Consider the following 19,923-nt stretch of genomic DNA (forward strand, 5'->3'; position numbering starts at 1 on the left):
GATGACCGTCGTGATGGTTCCGACTCCGTACGAAGATCTGCTGCGCCACATCCAGGGCACCGGGACGGCGAAGTCCGACCGAACCGGGACCGGCACCACCAGCGTGTTCGGGCATCAGATGCGATTCGATCTGGCTGCGGGCTTCCCGTTGATCACCACCAAGAAGGTCCATCTGAAGTCGATCGTGTACGAGTTGCTGTGGTTCCTGCGGGGCGATTCCAACGCCACGTGGCTACAGGAGCGCGGCGTGAGCATCTGGGACGAGTGGGCAGCTCCGGACGGCGAGCTCGGCCCGGTCTATGGAGTGCAATGGCGGTCGTGGCCCACCCCGTCCGGCGAGCACATCGACCAGATCAGCCAGGTCATCGAGACTCTGAAGACGAATCCGGATTCGCGTCGGATGATCGTCTCGGCCTGGAACGTCGGCGAGATCCCGCAGATGGCACTGCCGCCCTGCCACGCGTTCTTCCAGTTCTACGTGGCCGACGGCAAGCTCTCGTGCCAGCTGTACCAGCGCAGCGCAGACATGTTCCTCGGTGTGCCGTTCAACATCGCCAGCTACGCGCTGCTCACGCACATGGTGGCGGCGCAGACCGGGCTCGAGGTGGGCGATTTCGTGTGGACCGGCGGCGATTGCCACATCTACGACAACCACCGCGAGCAGGTTGCCGAACAGCTCTCCCGAGAGGCATATCCGTACCCCACTCTGAAACTGGCACAACGGGATTCGATCTTCGACTACACCTTCGAGGACATCGAGATAGTGGACTACCGGCACCACCCGGCGATCAAGGCCCCGGTCGCGGTGTGAGTGCCGAACGATTCGTCGGTCTGATCTGGGCTCAGAGCCGGGCCGGAACCATCGGTGACGGGGGTGGCATCCCCTGGCGCGTTCCCGAGGACATGGCGCACTTCAAAGCCACGACGGCCGAGCATGCGGTGATCATGGGCCGCAAGACCTGGGACTCACTGCCCGCGAAGTTCCGTCCGCTGCCGGGGCGTCGCAACATCGTGGTCACCCGCAACTCCTCGTGGTCCGAAGACGGTGCCGAGAACGCATCGAGCGTCGCCGACGCCGTGGCCAGGGTGGGCGAAAACCCGGTCTGGATCATCGGCGGCGGCGAAATCTATCGCAGTGCAATGAGTATCGCGACCCACCTCGAAGTCACCGAAGTCGATCTCGACGTCGACGGCGATACCAGTGCTCCCGAAATTCCGGAGGGCTGGATCGCGAAGGCCGGCGAGTGGCAGAGCAGCCGAGTGAACGAGACTCGGTTTCGCTTCGTGGAGTACGGAAAGGCTACCCAACCTTCCTGAGCGCGTTCAGGATTCCCCCGTCGTGACTGCGGGCAGTGCGTCATACTGACGATCATGGACAAGAAGTCACTCACCGCCCTTGCCCGTCAACAACTCAAGCTTGCCGTCGGCGCGTCGAGTGGCCGCAGTTCGCAGACGGTCTACGGCGGTCATCGACGCCACCTGAGGCAGACCGTCGTGGCCCTGGCCGCCGGGAACAAGTTGGCCGAACACGATCTGTCCGGCGAATCCACCGTCCTGGTCCTGAGCGGAAAGCTCGAGCTGATCAGCGGCGAGCGATCGTGGAAGGGCTCGACCGGCGACTTGCTCGTCATCCCCGACGCCCGCCACAGCGTCGAGGCCATCGAAGACGTGAGCTTTTTGCTGACCGTCGCTATGTGAGCGCTTTTCTCACTACGAGCACGGGGCAGTCCGCGGTGTTGACGAGTGCGAAACTCGTGGACCCCAGCAGCATTCCACCGAATCCGCCGCGTCCCCGGTTGCCCACCACTATCAATGCCGCGGTTTCGGACAGGCCACTGAGAACTCGTACCGGTCGGTCCTGAGCCACGATGCGCTGCACCTCGACCTCGGGAAACCGCTCCTGCCACCCGGCGAGACTCTCGGCCAGTAGCGCCTCTTCGCCGTCCGCGATGGCGTGCCAATCCTTGGGCGCGCGTCCGAACGATTGCGTCAGATCCACATCGGACCACACGTGTACCGCGATCAACACGGCCGCACGCGCCGACGCTTCGGCGAACGCCCACTCGACGGCAGCCTGATTGACGTCCGACCCATCGATGCCCACGACGACCGGGCCCTCGGCAACCGGGCGACCGTCGATGTCACGACCCCGCACCACGGCCACCGGCGAGACGCTGTGAGCCGCCAAAGACAATGTGACAGCGCCGGTTTCGCTGGCACCGATCACCAGAATCTCGGCCTGCGCCGAGACGCCGATGAGAACGTCCATGACACCGCCCTCGATGGCACTCGACGTCACCTCGAACGCGGGATCATCGACGACCAGCGCGGCCAGAGTCTCGGCCGCCACCAACCTGGACTTGGCTGTCGCAACGAATTCCGTTGCTTCTCCGGCAAATTCGCTCAGGTCGACTACTCCCGGCATGTCGACGGCAGTGACGATGTGCAACCGCCGATCGCGTCGGTGCGCGCAGAGGGCCGCCCATATCACCGCCTTGTCCGCCGCGGCGGATCCGTCTATTCCGACGATGATCGGTCGAGAGCCTGTCACGATGGGGGCCTCCGGTCGTTGCCCCGAACACGAGGTGTGGAGCGTGAAGAAGAGTAGGAGTTCAGGTTAGTCGATGGACCCCGCCGAGGTAAGTGGTCTCAGCTGGCGCGCAATGCGTTTGCGTACTCCTGCGTTCGCATGGAGCTGCGCTCGATGGTGGCGGCCTGGGCATCGAGATGGTCCAAGTAGTCCGCCAGTTGATCGCGTTTGCGCGCTCCGGCACCGAGATCTGTCCGCTCGAAGATGCGCCACTGGGCCAACATGGGCCGCAGCACCTCGTCGAGATGGCGAGCGAGGTCGTAGATACCGTCGCGCGCGATGAGCATCGCACTGCGGGCGAAACCCGGCAGGTTGGTACCCGGTAGCTGGAAGTTCATGACGACCTCGGTGATGGCGGTGACCGTCAGGCCGGGTGCCACGGCGAGCGCTGCCGAAACCAGGTTCTCGAAGAATCGGACGTGCAGTTCCTGATCTGCGACGATGCGCCCGAGGAGACGATCTGCTACCGGATCATGGCACTGATCTGCGGTGTTGCGATGACTGATGCTCGAGACCGACTCGTCCAGGGCCACCTGAACGAGTGACCGGAGCAGGTGTGCGCCGTTCATCGGGGAGTCGAATCCCACTGCCATACATTGCGCTCGCGCTCGTCCGAGGGCGACCGGATCGACGCTGCGGGTGGCGACCAGGTAATCGGTGACGGCCGCGGCATGCCGACGTCGTTCGTTGCTCCAGTCGGTGAGCCAGGACGGCCAGGCACCGACCTCGGTTGCCACCGCATCCCGGCGGTAGAGCGGAATGTTCTGCTCTACCAGAAGATTCGTCACCAGCGCGGCTTTCGCAGTTTCGGTCAGCGTCGAGGGACGCGATCCCCAGTACATCTCGGCACGGACGAAGTCGGCCGGTTCCCACTGAACGGACTCGGCGCGGTGACGGGCGAGATTCTCCTCGATGGTCGGGCGCAACTCCCGGAGAACAGTGAACTGACCGATATCACTGTGCATGCTCGTCCCTTCGTCGCCCACTCCCAACGAGATCAAGGTAGATGTGCGCTGCACACCCCGTGAACGGCTTCGCGATTGTTTAGGGCAAGTCGCAGCCGTCCGCGCCACTCGCTCGAGATAGATCACAACGAGTTTTGCCGAAAACCTGGATCACACGTTGATAACAACCTATGATCGATCCTGTTAGAGGCCAGGAAACAAACTTGAAGTACGAAAACACCGCGGTTTTACGCTCGGTTGCATAGATTGAGCCATGGAAGCGCGTTGATACGCGTGAGTAAGTTTGCAGTCCGAATGACCTGAAGAATCCAACACGAAGGGTTGATCTGTGACCGTTCACAACTCGACTAGCCTCGGAATCATGGTCGCGGGTCAGCCTGCGTCGGCTCCTCTTCGCGACTTCCGCGCGGTGGCGCGGCTCCTGGTAGGGCATTTCGCAGCCAACACTCCCTGTGGGTCGTTGCCGGGCGAACAGCTCCACGGCGACGTCACCGAATTCACCGTCAAATGCATCAGCATCGCCGTCCAGATGCTCGACGAACGCCGCGCTCCGGCCGAGTCCGACCTGGCCGAGCTCCGCGCCAAGGCCAGCCAGTGGGCTCGCGAAGGTGTTCCGCTCGAATCCGTGCTCAGCGTCTACCACGAGGGCATCCAGATCGGTTGGAACCTGGTGTCGAAGCGGGCAGGCGAGGGCGATGCCGCACAGCTGATCGAGGCCGCGCGCATGTTCGTGCTGCTGTCGGAGAAGGTATCCATCGCCGCCAGCAAGAGCTACGTCGAAGAACTGCAAGCAGTGGCCAGCGAACACCACACTGCAGCGCACACTCTGGTCACCTCACTTCTCAGCGGCCACAACGCGGTGTCGATGGCACGTCAGTCCGGCATCGAACTCGCCGACAGTTACCTCGTGCTCGCCATTTCGGTGCCGCCGCACCCGGACGAGAACGACCCCAACATCCAGAAGACGGTCGCCGCTCGCAGAAAGCTGCGTCGTGTGCAGGCCGAACTGGCCACGATCTGCGGCCGCACTCCCCTGTCCCTGCTGAGCACCGAGGGCGGCACCGTCCTCATCCCCGGTGTGCACGACGACGAGTGGGTCGAGGCTCTGGTGCATCGCATCGGTACCGCCGCCGAGGTGCCCGTCACCGTCACGGCCGAGCAAGCCGCCACCGCGGACATCCCCACCGCAGCCGATCAGGTACACGAACTACTGTCCCTGGCCCATCAACTGCACCGCCCGTCCGGCCTGTACCGCATGGACGACCTCGTGCTGGAGTACCAGCTGACGCGTCCGGGCCCCGGCCGTCGCCACCTGACTCAGATCCTCGAGCCGCTCGATTCGTCACCCGAGTTGCTCGAGACCCTCGAGATCCACATCTCGCACGATCTGAACCGGCAGCGATCTGCCCGCCAGCTCCATCTGCACACCAACACCGTGGACTACCGCCTCAAGCGGATCGCTCAGCTCACCGGCTTCGACCCCACGCGTCCGTCCGGAATCCGACACCTGCAGGCCGCGCTGGTGGCCCGCCGACTCGAATCCTCGCGCGGCGCAGCCTGATCTGAGAGTTCCGACCGGTTTCTCGATCCGACGGCAGGTAGCGTCGAAGATACATTCGAGAAGCAAGGGGATTCGTCCGTGGCGAAGTTGATGCTGGAGTTGTCCGGGGTGGTCAAGGAGTACCCCACCGGAGAGCAACCGGTGCGGGCGTTGGACGGCATCGATCTCACGATCGAGGGCGGCCAGTTCGTCTCGCTCGTCGCACCGTCCGGTGCCGGCAAGTCGACGCTGCTGCACATGCTCGGCGCACTCGACACCCCGACGTCGGGTTCCATCCGGTTCGACGACGTCGAAGTCACCACCCTCGACGACAACGCGCAATCCGATTTCCGACGCCACCAGGTGGGCTTCGTCTTTCAGTTCTCCAACCTGTTGCCGACGATGTCCGCGTGGGAGAACGTCGCCGTCCCCAAGTTGTTGGACGGCACACCCATCAAGAAGGCCAAGGCCGACGCGATGCGACTGCTCGAGATGGTCGGGCTCTCGAATCGATCCGAGCACCGGCCGGCTCAGCTGTCGGGCGGCCAGATCCAACGCATCGCGATCGCCCGAGCATTGATGATGAATCCGGCACTGTTGATCGCCGACGAACCCACCGGAAATCTCGACTCGAAGACCTCCCACAACATCCTCGAGATTCTGGCGGACGTGGCACACGCCAGCGAGGGGCGTCGAGCAGTGGTGATGGCGACCCACGATCTCGAGGCCGCGCGCTCCACCGACCGCATCGTCAGCATGATCGACGGTCGCGTCGAGTCCGACACACCGACGGCCGGTCTCGATCGGTGATCGGGACCGCGCTCAGCAGATTTCGAGTCATCAGCCTTCGCGACCTCCGCACGCACTGGGTGCGTTCGCTCGTCTCGGCCGGAGTCGTCGCCGTTGCAGCCGGGTTGCTCATCGCTGTGCTCGACACGTACGGGTCGTTGACCGGATCGGTCGAACGTCTCGCGGTGACGATCGCAGGCAACGCGAGTTACGAAGTCGTCGGCGTCACCGACTCGGGCTTCGACCAGAGCGAACTCGACGTGGTGCGCTACGTTCCCGGCGTCGACACCGCGGTTCCCCTGCTGCGCAGCACCGTTCGGTCCGATGTCGGCGATCTGACGGTTCTCGGTGTCGACGCGTCCATCACGGCACTGCAGTCGGATCTGCAGGGCGCAGTCGGCAACGCGGCCGGGCTGTTGTCCGATCCTTCCGGTGTATTGGTCGGTGCCGCAACGGGTCTGAAACAGGGAGACACCGTCACCATCGACGACGTTCCGACGGCGGTGGTCGGTGTGGTCGACGGCCCGGGTACACAGCGCATCGGTGGAGGCATGTTCGCGGTCGCGCTCCTTCCCGCTGCGCAGGCACTGACCGACCGACCGGGTGAGCTCGACTCGATCTTCGTCCTGGGCAGCGGCGACAGTCTGCGTCCCGACCTCGACGCCGCGCTCGCCGGCCGAGTGTCGGTGATGAATCCGGACTTTCGGGCCGACCGCGCGAACCAGGCGATGAGCCTGACGCGCAATGCCACGCTGATGGTCTCGCTGATTGCATTCGTCGTCGCGGCGTTCCTCGTCTTCAACGTCATGAACATGGCCATCGCGAAGCGTCGACCCACGATCTCTCTGCTCCGGGCTGTCGGCGGTCGCCGCGGCGATATCGTCCGCGACCTGTTGTTCGAGTCCGTTCTGGTGGGCCTGGTCGGCGGTGCCGTCGGTGTTCCACTGGGAATCGCGATGGGCCGCATCGCCATCGAGAGCCTTCCACCGTTCCTGTCGCAGGCATTCGACGCACGGATCGAGTACGTGTTGCCCGGTTTTGCAATTCCCGTGGCGATTGCGGCGTGCGTCCTGGCCTGTGTCGGTGCCTCGGCCGTCGCCGCGGTACAGGTGTATCGCATCTCGCCGATCGAAGCACTCGCCGTCGGCGGCGGGGAAACCGCAGGCGGACCGCGCCGTCGATTCGTTGCTGCTGCTACCGCGTTCGGCCTCGTCGCCATTGCCGGATCGTTCGTGTTCGCCGTCAGCGTCGACGGGCAACTGACCCTCGGTGCCGGTGCACTGTTCATGTTCGGCGTCGTCGCGCTGTGCGTCGGGGCGACGGGTCCGATCGTGTCCGCCACAGCGGCCGTCCCTCGCCGCTGGGGTGGTGCAGGCCGACTGGCCACCGCCACCATCGAACGGGCCCCGCGGCGGATCTGGGCAACGGTGATGACGATCGTGATTGCGGTGGGAGTCAGTGTCGGAGTGTCGGGTTCGTTGACCAACATGACCGACTCGGCGGCCGAATCGCTGTCTTCGTTGGCGAACACCGACCTGTACGTGTCGATGAGCTCCCCCGACGCCATACCGTCGGGCCCCATCGTTCCCGCCGAGGTGGAAGAAGCCGTCGCAGCGACTCCCGGTGTGTCTCGCATCGTCGAGGGGCAGTGGGCATACGCCACGATCGACGACGAACTGGTGTCCATCCAGGGCGTCGCCGACGGCAGCAATGCGGTGACACTCGCGTCGCTCACCGACGACGTGCGTTCCCAGGTGCTCGCCGGTGACGGTGTGGTGCTGTCCCAGGGGTTCGGCAGAACGTTGGGTGTGTCGGTGGGCGACTACATCGACCTCCCGACGCCGACCGGTGTGCAGAACGTGCGGGTGCTGGATCTGGTGGACTACATCAATGCCGCAGGCGGCACAATGGCGATCTCGTTGGACTCGATGCAGCGCTGGTACGACCGTCCCGGTGCGACCTACCTCGAGATCAGCGTCGACGGAGACGTTGACGCCGTGCAGGATTCGTTGCGTTCGACACTTCCGCCCGAGACCTTCGTGTACACCGGCGCTGCCGCACTCGAGGGCACCAGCGCGGCCATCAGACAGTCCGGTGCACTGGCCATCGCGCTGCAATGGATCGTCGCACTCGTGGCTGCGGTCGCGTTGCTCAACACGTTGACGCTGTCGGTTCTGGAGCGTCGACGTGAACTCGGCGTACTACGTGCCATGGGCGGTGGACGGGGAACCTTGGCGCGAATGGTGTTGGCGGAGGCACTGTCGGTCGGCATCGTGGGCGGTGTGCTCGGCCTGATCATCGGCGCCGGTCTGCAGTATCTGAGCACCTTGATCCTCGGCGCCAGCATCGGAATCCCGGTTGCCTACACCGCCGGGTGGTCGGTGCTGCTGTACGGACTCGTCGCCCTCGGCCTGTCACTGCTGGGTTCCGCTCCCCCTGCCGTGCACGCCTCGCGACTGAACATCGTGGACGCCATTGCGGCGGATTGAGTGGTGGGCGGGGGCCTCCGGGATCCGCAAACGCGCGCGCGTTCGTCAGATGCGAGCGGAATAGTGTGACGAGCCTGCGCGCGTCTGACAAAGGCGCTCGCGTTTGTGGGAGGAAGGGTGATCGGCCCGCGATATCCAGTGTTTCGTCGGTATCGAATCGACTGCCGATTGCACCGCTCACCAGCACCGCACCGCGCTCAACCTGATCGCGTCACTGACCGGTGTCGTCACGAGCAGCGGCAACCTGCTTCACGATCTGCGGGGTGGGCCGCTAGACTAGCGAGCGCAATGTGGGCCAGCTGAGCATCTCGACAGCGAACCCATCCGCACCCGATTGTTCGCTGGATCGAAAGCCGTTGCTGGACAATGGATTCGAACCAAAAGAACGGTCACCAGCCTTCGTAGCTCAGGGGATAGAGCAACCCTCTCCTAAAGGGTAGGTCGCAGGTTCGAATCCTGCCGAGGGCACCACACAGCAAGTTTGGCGACCCTCCCCAGTTTCGTGCATCTATTGCGGAACCACAAAAACCTCCGTACTATCGAACATGCATTCGAGTACTGGGGAGGAACTCGTGGTCACAGCTGTACAAGATTCGCCGCTGACGTCCGATGAAGTGTTGCGGTTTGTCGCGCGACTTCAGGCGTCCGATGTCGCTGTCGACGCAGCAGCCGGCATCGATTTGATCTCCGCTCTCGAGACCGTCAAGTGCGTCAGCGTGGCGACACAAGCCGTGGTGACCGATGCCGTCGCAACAGCCATCAGCGCCGAGCGCAAAGAACTCGGCAAGCCGAAAGCTCAGTGGCGCAGCGGGATTGCGTCACAGATCGGTCTTGCCCGACGCGAATCACCGAACCGTGGCGGCACTCATCTGGGACTCGCTCGCGCGCTGGTGCACGAAATGCCGCACACTCTCGCGCGCCTGAAAGCCGGCGAACTCAACGAATGGCGGGTCATGATTCTCGCTCGCGAGACCGCGTGTCTCACCGTCGACGATCGCCGCACCATCGACGAGCGACTGTGCGCAGACCCCGCCACCCTGGCCGGTGCCGGCGACCGCACCATAGAGGGTCGCGCCCGCGCCATTGCCAACGAGCTCGACGCCGCCTCGCAGGTCAAGCGACGCGCCAAGGCCTACGCAGCTCGGCGCACCAGCACCCGCCCGGCACCCGAATCGATGGGCTTCTTCACAGCGTTGACGTCGATGGAGAAGACAGTCTGCATGTGGGCCACGCTGCGGCGAGATGCCGACACCATCATCAATGCGGGCGGCGACACACGCACCCGCGACCAGATCATGGCCGACCTGGTGTTCGAGCGAATCACCGGCACATCGGCGGCTCAAGGTCCGCCGGTGACCGTCGACATCGTCCTCTCGGACTCGACCCTCCTCGCCGGTGGTGACACGTCCGCATATCTGCACGGCTACGGCGACATTCCGTCCGACGTCGCCCGGCAACTCATTCGAGACACGCTCGACAGTGAGACGCACATCGCATTGCGCCGTCTCTACGCCCATCCGAAATCCGGAGCACTGACGGCTGTGGAGTCCACATCGCGAGGTTTTCCCACTGCGTTGGGACGCCTCATCGATCTCCGAGATCGCACCTGCCGCACCCCATGGTGTGACGCGCCGATCCGACACCACGATCACATCAGGCCACACACCGCAGGTGGCAAAACCAGCGCCGAGAACGGCGCAGGCCTTTGTGCCGCATGCAATTACGCGAAAGAAGGGGAAGGCTGGACGGCCGAAGCGCTGCGAGACAAACGCAACGCACGACATCGCTACAGGCTCATCTCACCCACGGGGCACACCTATGACTCGAGTGCCCCGCCCATGCCGGTGGTCGAGCTCTACAGCTCGCAGATCGAGAACGTGATGATCACCGGTCTCTTCGACGACGACGCTGCATGACGCGTCGCCGCGGGAAGAGACCGAGCCACAACTCGGTTACACTCGGTGACGACGCGCGTAGCTGCACGTCAGACGTCGTGGAATGCTCCCGAATCACCATGTGCACCCTGCACAGGCTTCTCTTACGGCGATCGAAACTGCCCACCGGCAGTCTCGCCACCTTGCATCTCGGCCCAAGGCCCGCAGGTGCAACACCCTGCCCGAAAGGCACTTTTCATCACTATGACGACCCCACAAACCTTTGCTGCACTCGGCGTACCCCAGGCCATCGCGGATGTACTCGCGAGCCAGGGCAAGACCGAGGCGTTCCCCATCCAGGCCGACACGCTCCCCGACACACTGCAGGGACGCGACGTACTCGGACGCGGAAAGACCGGCAGCGGAAAGACACTCGCATTCTCCATCCCGATGGTCGCGCGCCTCGCCGGACAGCTTCCCGGCAACCGCAAGCCCGGCCGCCCGCGTGGCCTGATTCTCGCGCCGACGCGTGAGCTCGCCACCCAGATCGCCGTCGCGATCGAGCCCCTCGCCTCCGCGTACTCGCTGAAGGTCACCACGATCTTCGGTGGTGTGTCGCAGGTTCGCCAGGTCTCCGCGCTCAAGGGTGGAGTCGACATCGTCGTCGCCTGCCCCGGCCGCCTCGAAGACCTGATGAAGCAGCGCCACCTCACGCTCGACGGCGTTCAGATCACCGTCCTCGACGAGGCCGACCACATGGCCGATCTGGGCTTCCTGCCCGTCGTCACCCGCATCCTCGCCGCCACCCCGGACAAGGGCCAGCGCATGCTGTTCTCTGCGACCCTGGACAACGGCGTCGACAAGCTGGTCAAGCGCTTCCTGCACAACCAGATCACGCACTCCGTCGACGAGGCCACCTCACACGTCGAGGCCATGACCCACAGCGTCTTCGAGGTCGACGGCGTCGAAGCCAAGAAGAAGCTCGTCCATCAGCTCGCCTCGGGTACCGGGCGCCGCATCCTGTTCATGCGCACCAAGCACCAGGCCCGCAAGCTGGCCAAGCAGCTCACCGACGCCGGAATCCCGTCCGTCGACCTGCACGGCAACCTCTCGCAGGCCGCACGCGACCGCAACCTCGCCGCCTTCTCCTCCGGCCAGGCCCGCGTTCTCGTCGCCACCGACGTCGCAGCCCGCGGCGTCCACGTAGACGACGTTCAGCTGGTCGTCCACGTCGATCCCCCGGCCGAGCACAAGGCGTACCTGCACCGCTCCGGCCGCACGGCACGCGCCGGAAGCGCCGGCGACGTCGTGACCGTCGTCCTGCCAGAGCAGCGCAAGGACACCGCAGTGTTGCTGCGCAAGGCCGACATCAAGGTCACCCCGATCCGCGTCACCGCCGACTCGCCCGCAGTGGCGAACCTCGTCGGCGAGCAGGCCCGCTACGTCGAGCCTGCACCGCGAGTCGAGCAGGCCCCGGCCCGCGCCGGAGGCCCGCGCAACAACAACGCGCGACGCGGCGGCCCGGCCCGTTCGGGTGGTCAGCCGCGCAGTGGTGGACAACCCCGTAGCGGTGGCGGTCAGCCGCGTAGCGGTGGCGGCGGCCACAGCCGTCGTGCAGCAGGACCGGCCACGAGCCAGCGCAGCCGCTGATCTGAGCACGTAAGAATCCCAGCCTGAGCGCGGAAAGCCCCTTTACGAGGGCTTTCCGCGCTTTCCTGTTCTCACGCTCACCACGGCAGCAACCGCACAGAGGCCGGCCGCACCGAACCACGCCATCGTGTACGCGCCGGTGGCGTCTCGCACCACGCCTGCGACGACCGATGCGATACCGGCACCGATCTGATGTGAGGCGAACACCCAGCCGAACACCAGTGAGCCTCGATCGCCGAAGACCTCTCGACACAGCGCAATCGTGGGCGGAACCGTTGCCACCCAATCCAATCCGTAGATCACCACGAAGATCACGATCGACGGCTGGATGGTCGCGGACAGCAACCACGGCAGGAACAGCAGCGATACACCACGAAATCCGTAGTACGCCGCCAGTAGGTAACGCGGGTCGACGCGGTCGGTGAGCCACCCCGATCCGATCGTCCCGACGATGTCGAAGATTCCCACCACCGCCAGCAGTCCCGCTGCGGTGGTTTCGTGCATTCCATGGTCGTGTGCGGATGGGATGAAGTGAGTTCCGATGAGCCCGTTCGTCGTCGCGCCACAGATCGCGAAGCCCAGAACCAGAGCCCAGAACGTACGAACGCGGCTCGCATCACGCAACGCCTGTATCGCGGCCCTGGCAGGGTTCACTGTCGAGTCCGCAACCACCGCCGTGTAGCCCTCCGGCGCTCCGTACGGTGTCACCCCGACGTCCGCGGGCATGTTTCGCAGCCACCGCAGCACGAAAGGGACCACGATCAGCGAGCCACCCGCGATGAGGAACGACGCGGCCCGCCAACCGGACCTGTCGACGAGTTGAGCGATCGCGGGCAGGAAGATCAGCTGCCCCGTCGCGCTGCCTGCCGTCAAGATGCCCGACACGAGGCCACGACGCCGCACGAACCACCGATTGGTCACCACCGCCGCAAAGACCAGAGCCATCGATCCGGTGCCGAGACCGATCATGACGCCCCAGGTCAACACCAACTGCCACGCCTGGGTGACGAAGACACTGAGAGCACTGCCTGCCGCGACGATCGTCAACGCAACCGACGTCACCGCCCGGATTCCGAAGCGGTCCATCAAGGCTGCGGCGAACGGAGCCGTCAGACCGAACAACACCAGGTTGACGCCCACCGCCAGCGACAGCATCGACCGCGGCCAACCGAACTCCTCCTGCAACGGCACCATCAACACGCTCGGTGCCGCCCGGAAGCCCGCTGCACCGACAAGGGCAAGGAATGCCACGGCCGCGACGATCCACGCCGGATGAATCCGCCTGCGGGTCCCGATCTCGGAAGTCACCCAGACAGTGTGCATCAGCTGAGCTGGCACACTGGAGCGGTGACCGTCAGTTCTCCTCGCACTCCGAAGTCAGGGCCCCTCGGTCCTCAGGAATTGGCAACCGCCGCGGTCATGAGCAGCTTCACTGTCGCGTTGACGGTGATCGGTGTGCTCGTGCCCATGGCAACGATTCTTCAGGTCGTCGCGGCCATTCCCATGTCGGTGGTCGCGCTTCGGTATCGGACGCGCGCGCTTCTCACCGCTGCGGTAGCAGGCACCCTCGTCGGATTCGTCGCCGCCGGTACTCAGACGGCCCTCACCGTGGCCAGCGCCGCGCTGTTGGGCGGCCTGGTCGGGCGGGCGAAGCGCAAGAAGCAAGGACTGTTCGGCGTACTGGTCACCTCGATGGTCGTCGGGCCTGCGCTCGGGGCACTGACGGTGTTGCTGCTCCTGATCCTTGTTCCGCTACGCACGTTGTTCCTCGACACCCTCCGCAACACCCTGGAAGGAGTGTCCAGGTTGCTCGAGCGCACGTCGGCCTTGCAAGGTGCCGCCGATGTGCTCCGCAGCAGCGCCACCGCGGTGCTCGACAACTGGTGGTGGTGGGTCGGCGGTTCGATCGCGTTCGGGATCGTCACCGGAACGCTGTTCGCCTGGCTGATCCTCACCGCCATCCTCGACCGTCTCTCCACCATCCCCACTCCCGAGGCACTGGTCTCGAGCACGGACGACGAGGAGATCGGACCACTGCCGGTAACCCTCACCTCGGTCGGATATCGGTACCCGGGAAGTGCCACGGCTGCGTTGACCGGAGTCGAACTCCACATCGGACAGGGTGAATTCGTCGCGATCGTCGGCCACAACGGCTCCGGCAAATCGACACTGACGAGGATCCTCGCCGGCCTGGAACCGTCGGAAGGCACCGTGAACAGGCCCGGCGCAACCGGACTCGGCCGGTACGGTGGCACCGCAATGGTTCTGCAGCGACCCGAGAGCCAGATCCTGGGCACTCGCGTCGCCGACGACGTGGTGTGGGGTCTGCCGCCCGGCGACTCCCGTCCCGACGTCGACGCCCTGCTCGACGAGGTGGGTCTCGGCGGCATGGGTGCCCGCGACACCGCATCCCTGTCCGGCGGCGAGATGCAGCGCCTGGCCGTGGCCGCCGCCCTGGCCCGCCGGCCCGCCCTGCTCATCGCGGATGAAGCAACCGCCATGATCGACGCTGCCGGCCGCGAGCATCTGGTCTCGCTCCTTGCCGAACTACCTCGCAGACACGGCATGTCGGTCGTGCTCGTCACCCATCATGTCTCGGAAACCGTTGCCGCAGATCGCGTCGTGCATCTGCACGAGGGGTATCAGGTACAGCACGACTCGGGGTGGATGCAACCGAATACTGCAAATTCTGCTGTACTGCACGACAATTCGAGCCAGCGCCTGCTCGAAGTGTCAGACGTTCGACACACCTACAACCGTCGAACTCCCTGGGCGCAGGCCGCACTGAACGGGATCGACATCACCGTCAAGCGTGGTGAAGGAGTTCTCGTTCTCGGCGGAAACGGCTCGGGTAAGTCCACTCTCGCCTGGATCATGGCCGGACTCACCGGCCCGACGAAGGGCACCGCGCAGCTCGACGGCAAGGCCATGACCACCCGGGTGGGCGACGTCGGACTGGCATTTCAGCATTCCCGCCTGCAGTTGCAGCGTCGCACCGTCTCCGAGGACATCGCCGCGGCAGCCGGGCCCGAAACCGGTTCTGCCACAGTCTCGGCCGCCATGGATGCGGTCGGCCTCGACAGGTCTCTCGCCGCCCGCGAGATCGATTCGCTGAGCGGTGGTCAGATGCGACGCGTCGTGCTGGCCGGGCTCATTGCGCGTCGGCCTCGCGTGCTGGTTCTCGACGAGCCTCTTGCCGGCCTCGATCCACCCGGACGCGACGACATCATCGGCGTTCTCGCCGGACTACGTGAACGCGGCGTCGGGATCGTCGTCATCTCACACGATGTGGACGGCATGGACACCGTCTGCAGCCGCACCATCACGATGTCCGACGGCCACATCGTCTCCGACTCGATCCTGGGGAGTGTGCCCTCGTGACCACCGTCGTACTGCGTCAGGTCCCCCGGCTCTCGCCGATCCATCGGCTGTGGGCCGGCACCAAACTCGTTGTCGTCCTGCTCCTCAGTGTCACTCTCGTGGTGGCACCGACGTGGCCCGCGCTCGGAATCGTGTTCGGACTGTTGGTGATCGCCGCGATCATTGCGCACGTTCCGATCACGGCGCTGCCGCGTCCACCGTGGTGGATCTGGGCATTGTTCGGCGTCGGAGCCTTGATCAATCTGCCGATCGGCAGCGCAGCAGTGCTGGTGTACCTGCGTGCGACGCTCTTCGTCTTCGTGCTGCTCGGTGCCTCGATGATGATCGGCTGGACCACCTCGATGAGTGACATAGCCCCGGCCGTATCGAAACTCGGCGTACCGTTGAAGAAGCTGAAACTGCCGGTCGACGAGTGGGCGATCGCCGTGGCGTTGAGCCTGCGATCGCTTCCGCTGTTGATCGAAGAGATGCGTACCCTCAACGCGGCCCGACGCCTTCGCCCCAAGCCCGTTGTGAACAGCGCCTCGGACAATTCGCTGGTCGACATCGTCACAACGGTCATGTCGGTGGCCATCCGACGGGCCGACGAGATGGGTACGGCCATCACCGCTCGCGGCGGCACCGGGATGATCACCGCCACCGACTCTCGATTCAAGGCCTCGGACGCGCTGACGCTGGCCGTGGTGACGGTGGCCTGCGCCGCAGCGATCGCCATCAGCTTCCTGGTGGGGTGAAGGCTATTCGCCTGCGAGGCGCTCGGTGCGAGAGTTCAAAGCCTTCACGAACACATCGGGGATGTCTCGCGGATCCTCGGCGATGTAGCTCGTTCCACCCGTGACCGCTGAAATCTGTTGCAGCGCAACGGGGTCTGCATCACTGGTGACGCCGACGGTAACGATGACGATGGGCCGAACGGGATCTTGTTCCTTCTGCAGCGCTGCCAGCAGCTGATCCAGCGAAATGCTGCCGTCGTCTTCGTTGGCTCCGTCGGTCAGGATGATGACGCTGTTGACGTAGTTCGGGTCGTAGCCCTCCTTGACCCGGCGGAATGCGGCCAGAGTGGTGTCGTACAGCCCGGTTCCGCCTCCGACCAGAGCAGGTAGACCACGAATGGAGTCGAGGATCGCCTGGCGCTGCGGCTTACCGTCGACCGTGTTGCTCACCGGACCGAGCGGCACCAGTTCTCGATAATCCTGTTTCCCACCACCGAGTCCGATCGAGAAAGCCCACAGACCCATCTGGGTCTGGTCACTGAACAGGTCGTTGGCACCGACCGATGCATCGACAGTCAACGCGATACGAGTCGAGTCACCCGATTTCGCGGCCATCGAACCGGATACGTCCTCGACGACGAGGGTGCGCAACGGCAGCGCGAGTACGGCCCAATCTCGCAGTGTCGTCTCGATGGACAGGGGGTTCTTGATCTCCAGCGAGGCAACGGATCCGACACCCTTGCCGTCGGGCAGCGGGGTGCCGCTCGCGGTACGGAAGCCGGCCGCGACAAGCGTGTCGGTGGCCGACTGGGTGGCCAGGACCGAGGCCAATGCCGCTCCGGCTTCCTTGACACGGTCGTAGTCGGGCCCGGCCGGAGCGGTCACCGCCAACGGATAGTTGAGGAAGTAGCTGCCGGTCGGCGGAACCGACTCGGTGAGCTCCGCGCCCGGGTTGTCCGCCTCGTAGGCGAGCAACGCCTGTTCGGTTGCCACGCTGGTGCCGCCCTCGGCGGCCACCTGGGCCACCAGATCCGGGGTGCCGTGGGGAGCGTCGGCAATCCGTCCGAAGTCCTGCGCCATGGGTACCAACGCTGCGGATACGGCCTTGGCATCCGAGATCGCGACCTCGGATTCGGCAAGCGCGCCGAGAATGGCTGCGTTCGACGCACTGCTGGTGAGGGGGTCTCCGATGCGCTGCCCGGGAAGTTGCAACACGCTGAGCCAGGTATCGGCGACCGGCACCGCATCGGATTTCGAGACCAGAACGGGAAGCGTGTTCGCGACGGACGTCTTGGCCAGCTCGGGCAGAGCACCGGTCGAACGCAGGGTCTTGAGCAGCCACAGCGTCGAATCCGGGATCCACAGGTCCGGGCGATTCTCGGTGCCCGCGATCTCCGTCGCAGTATCGGTGGGACGCTCGGAGCGGACATCGAAGTTCACGCACCCACGATCGAACTCGCCGGCCCGAGAGACGATCTGCTGCACCGGCTCGGCGATGGAGGCGTCCACCGCGAGCGAGACGGTGTCGAGGGAATCGCAGGAATCCGCACCGGATGCACGGACGGCCTGGACGCCGAACCAGCCGCCCGCCGCGACCACTACTACCGCGAGCGCCGCTGCGCCCCAGGTCACGACAGGACTGAACCTACGACTGCTGCCGCTGTGACGTCCCGACATCGACTTCGCCCCCTACTTCGACCCCCGACACGCCTCTGCGCCACGGTTACTCCGCACTACCCCAGGTGACGGAGAGCACGCGGCGCACATCATAGCCGCTCCCGTCACCGACCGGAACGGCTCCTCAGCGCATTCACGAAGACATTCGGGATTTCGGCCGGATTTCGAGCAACAAAGCTCGAACCACCGGTCGCAGCTGAAATTTGCTGCAGCACACCGGCATCGGCGTCGTCGGTGATGCCGATGGTGACGATGACGACCGGCTTGGACGGGTCCTGCTCGGTGCGCAGGGTCGACAACAGCTCGTCGAGCGAGATGCTGTCTGGATCCTCGTTGGTGCCGTCGGTGAGGATGATGACACTGTTCACGGCATCGGGGTCGTACCCCTCCTGCACGGTGCGGAACGCAGCCAATGTGGTGTCGTAGAGGCCGGTACCGCCCCCGACCAGCGACGGAAGGGTTCGAGTCTGCTGCAGCAGCACCTCGCGCTGAGTGGTGTTGCCTACCTTCTCGTCCATGCGCCGGATCGGTGCCAGCTCTTTGTAATCCTGGCTGCCGCCGCCGAGTCCGATCGAAAATGCCCACAAGCCCATCGACGCGTTGTCGGGGAACAGGCGATTGCCGGTCTCGCTGGCCTGCACCGTCATGGCGATGCGCGTGTTCGCACCGGCGCTGTAGTTCATCGATCCGGAGACGTCTTCCATCACCAGTGCCCGCGAGGGAAGCGCCAGCACCTGATACTGCTTCAGCGTCGACTCGGCGGCCTGCTGATCGGCAATCGTCAGAGCCGTCACCTCCCCGATCCCACGATCGGAATCCAACACTGCATTGTCCGCGGAGCGGAAACCGGCCTCGGACAACGCCTGTTGGCCCTGCTCGGATTCGATGGCCGCCGCCAAAGCCGTCCCGACGGACTTCGCGGCCTCGTGTCGGTCGCCTGCAGGCTCGGTCACGGCCAACGGAAAGTTCAGGAAGATGCTGCCCGTCGGCGGTACCGTCGCGCCGAGATCGTTGTCGTTGTCTATCTGGTACTGCAGGAAGGTCTGCTCCGAGACCACGGCAACTCCGCCGTCGGCGACCACGTCGTCCAGACGAGCATTCGGATCGGCCTCACCGCGGGTGGCAGCCTGAGCCTGTGCGATGGGAACGAGCGCCGCCGAGACCGAGTCGAGGGCCTTCTCGTCCGATCCGGCCTCGGCCACCGCGCCGAGGATCGCCGCGTCGGACATGGTGTTGGTCAACGGGTTTCCGATACGCAGACCTTCGAGTTTGAGGGCAGTGAGCCACGTGTCGAAGAACGGCACCTCGTCCTTGCGGGCAGCGAGCACAGCGGGGGTACTGGCCACCGACTGACTCGCGAGGTCGATCAGCGATGCGGTGGACCGGACGGTCTTGCCGACCCACAGTGACGAATCCGGAATCCAGAGAGAGGGAACATCGGCACCCTTGGCCACCGCGGCCGAGACCTGACCCGATTCGCTCGCGGTCACGTCGATCCGAGCGCAATCCAGTTCCTCTGCGGACGTGCCATCGACGATCTTCTGCAGCACCGGCGCGATCGCGGGATCCGCGGCCAGCGAGTAGGACGCGGGGTCGCCGCATTCGGAACCGAAGGCCTTCTGTGCAACGACCACGCCGCCTGCGACCACGACGAGGAGCGCGACGGCAATGACGCCGTACTTCACCACTCCTCTACTGCTCGTCGTGGACGACGAAGCACTGTGCCTACCGGGCATGACATGACCTCTCCGTAGCGAGCGAGAGGGAGAAGTTCGTCCGCCCCGCCGTTCGGTTCGCCAGATACTACGTCAGGCGTAGATCTTGACGAACGTCTTCAACGAGTTCTCGATGTCGCCCTTGAGTGCACGGGCCACGCCGGAACCGATCGGACCGAACAGCGGTGCACCGCCCAGGTTGATGTCGATGGTGATCTCGGAACCGTCGCCCTTGGATTTCACGGACATGTTCAATCCGATTTTGACTCCGCCCTTGCCGTTGCCCTTGAGCTCGAGCTTCTTGGGCGGATCGTAGGACTCGATCTTCCAGGACACCCGGTTGCGCATGCCTTTCACGCTGGCGATGGAGTCCAGAGTGGTGCCGACGGCCAGCTGCTCGGGCAGCTCCCCCCGCCACGCTTCGTGGATGGAGAGCCATTGCTCGTATCCGGACAGATCGGACGCGTGCTCCCACGTCTGCTCGGGGGTCAGTGGGACGTCGAGGGAAACCTTCAGCTTGGCCACAGCAGGGATGGTAAC

The 19,923-nt window shown here is 64.8% G+C and carries 16 protein-coding genes and 1 tRNA gene; 11 read left to right on the top strand and 6 right to left on the bottom strand.

Going from position 1 to position 19,923, the window contains the following annotated elements; all coding sequences use genetic code 11:
• Positions 1 to 10 precede the first annotated feature (10 nt).
• From CH294_RS02990 to CH294_RS03000, 3 genes are read left to right on the top strand one after another with little or no spacing between them, the layout of a single operon-like run.
• Positions 11 to 811 (top strand): thymidylate synthase, encoded by an 801-nt coding sequence (locus tag CH294_RS02990; RefSeq protein ID WP_283164489.1) that lies wholly within the window; start codon positions 11 to 13, stop codon positions 809 to 811.
• Positions 808 to 1,317 carry a dihydrofolate reductase gene (locus CH294_RS02995; protein ID WP_094736951.1) on the top strand — a complete coding sequence of 170 codons (510 nt, stop codon included), beginning with the start codon at positions 808 to 810 and terminating at the stop codon, positions 1,315 to 1,317. The genes CH294_RS02990 and CH294_RS02995 overlap by 4 nt, the downstream gene beginning before the upstream one ends.
• A gap of 54 nt (positions 1,318 to 1,371) precedes the next feature.
• Positions 1,372 to 1,698, top strand: coding sequence for a cupin domain-containing protein (locus CH294_RS03000; protein ID WP_032377351.1), 327 nt, complete (start codon positions 1,372 to 1,374; stop codon positions 1,696 to 1,698).
• Here the strand turns inward: CH294_RS03000 and CH294_RS03005 are convergent.
• Together CH294_RS03005 and CH294_RS03010 are read right to left on the bottom strand one after the other, a co-directional pair.
• Complete coding sequence (locus CH294_RS03005; RefSeq protein WP_032404355.1) at positions 1,691 to 2,551, bottom strand: universal stress protein; 861 nt, start codon at positions 2,549 to 2,551, stop codon at positions 1,691 to 1,693. The genes CH294_RS03000 and CH294_RS03005 overlap by 8 nt on opposite strands.
• A 98-nt stretch (positions 2,552 to 2,649) precedes the next feature.
• The gene (locus tag CH294_RS03010; protein WP_032404910.1) at positions 2,650 to 3,555 is read right to left on the bottom strand and encodes an acyl-ACP desaturase; all 906 of its coding nucleotides are present in this window, start codon (positions 3,553 to 3,555) and stop codon (positions 2,650 to 2,652) included.
• 361 nt (positions 3,556 to 3,916) lie between these two features.
• On the opposite strand from CH294_RS03010, the gene CH294_RS03015 reads away from it, so the two are divergent.
• From CH294_RS03015 to CH294_RS03040, 6 genes are all read left to right on the top strand, one after another.
• Complete coding sequence (locus CH294_RS03015; RefSeq protein WP_230592574.1) at positions 3,917 to 5,116, top strand: helix-turn-helix domain-containing protein; 1,200 nt, start codon at positions 3,917 to 3,919, stop codon at positions 5,114 to 5,116.
• 87 nt (positions 5,117 to 5,203) lie between these two features.
• Positions 5,204 to 5,905: an ABC transporter ATP-binding protein gene (locus CH294_RS03020; RefSeq protein ID WP_094737004.1), complete on the top strand. Its 702-nt coding sequence runs from the start codon at positions 5,204 to 5,206 to the stop codon at positions 5,903 to 5,905.
• On the top strand, positions 5,902 to 8,373 hold the full coding sequence (locus tag CH294_RS03025; protein WP_094736952.1) for an FtsX-like permease family protein: 2,472 nt from the start codon (positions 5,902 to 5,904) through the stop codon (positions 8,371 to 8,373). The genes CH294_RS03020 and CH294_RS03025 overlap by 4 nt, the downstream gene beginning before the upstream one ends.
• Before the next feature lie 395 nt (positions 8,374 to 8,768).
• A tRNA-Arg gene (locus tag CH294_RS03030) sits at positions 8,769 to 8,844 on the top strand.
• Positions 8,845 to 8,945: 101 nt separating this feature from the next.
• Positions 8,946 to 10,289, top strand: coding sequence for an HNH endonuclease signature motif containing protein (locus tag CH294_RS03035; protein ID WP_170944562.1), 1,344 nt, complete (start codon positions 8,946 to 8,948; stop codon positions 10,287 to 10,289).
• A 222-nt stretch (positions 10,290 to 10,511) separates the two neighbouring features.
• Positions 10,512 to 11,897 (top strand): DEAD/DEAH box helicase, encoded by a 1,386-nt coding sequence (locus tag CH294_RS03040; protein ID WP_094736953.1) that lies wholly within the window; start codon positions 10,512 to 10,514, stop codon positions 11,895 to 11,897.
• 42 nt (positions 11,898 to 11,939) lie between these two features.
• Here the strand turns inward: CH294_RS03040 and CH294_RS03045 are convergent, their stop codons facing one another.
• Positions 11,940 to 13,220 carry an MFS transporter gene (locus CH294_RS03045; RefSeq protein WP_094737006.1) on the bottom strand — a complete coding sequence of 427 codons (1,281 nt, stop codon included), beginning with the start codon at positions 13,218 to 13,220 and terminating at the stop codon, positions 11,940 to 11,942.
• 24 nt (positions 13,221 to 13,244) lie between these two features.
• Between CH294_RS03045 and CH294_RS03050 the strand changes: the two genes are divergently transcribed.
• Together CH294_RS03050 and CH294_RS03055 are read left to right on the top strand one after the other, a co-directional pair.
• Complete coding sequence (locus CH294_RS03050) at positions 13,245 to 15,278, top strand: DUF2232 domain-containing protein (RefSeq protein ID WP_170944563.1); 2,034 nt, start codon at positions 13,245 to 13,247, stop codon at positions 15,276 to 15,278.
• On the top strand, positions 15,275 to 16,012 hold the full coding sequence (locus CH294_RS03055; protein WP_094736954.1) for an energy-coupling factor transporter transmembrane protein EcfT: 738 nt from the start codon (positions 15,275 to 15,277) through the stop codon (positions 16,010 to 16,012). Before CH294_RS03050 ends, CH294_RS03055 begins: the two co-directional genes overlap by 4 nt.
• A gap of 3 nt (positions 16,013 to 16,015) precedes the next feature.
• Here the strand turns inward: CH294_RS03055 and CH294_RS03060 are convergent, their stop codons facing one another.
• The 3 genes from CH294_RS03060 to CH294_RS03070 all read right to left on the bottom strand — a co-directional run bounded on the left by CH294_RS03060 (position 16,016) and on the right by CH294_RS03070 (position 19,908).
• The gene (locus CH294_RS03060) at positions 16,016 to 17,623 is read right to left on the bottom strand and encodes a substrate-binding domain-containing protein (RefSeq protein ID WP_249305008.1); all 1,608 of its coding nucleotides are present in this window, start codon (positions 17,621 to 17,623) and stop codon (positions 16,016 to 16,018) included.
• Between the two features lie 149 nt (positions 17,624 to 17,772).
• Entirely contained in the window at positions 17,773 to 19,404 is a 1,632-nt protein-coding gene (locus tag CH294_RS03065; RefSeq protein ID WP_170944564.1) for a substrate-binding domain-containing protein, read from the bottom strand.
• 72 nt (positions 19,405 to 19,476) lie between these two features.
• Positions 19,477 to 19,908, bottom strand: coding sequence for an SRPBCC family protein (locus CH294_RS03070; protein WP_032377358.1), 432 nt, complete (start codon positions 19,906 to 19,908; stop codon positions 19,477 to 19,479).
• Positions 19,909 to 19,923 lie beyond the last annotated feature (15 nt).

The sequence above is a fragment of the Rhodococcus sp. 14-2483-1-1 genome, from assembly GCF_002259335.1.
Taxonomy (GTDB): domain Bacteria; phylum Actinomycetota; class Actinomycetes; order Mycobacteriales; family Mycobacteriaceae; genus Rhodococcoides.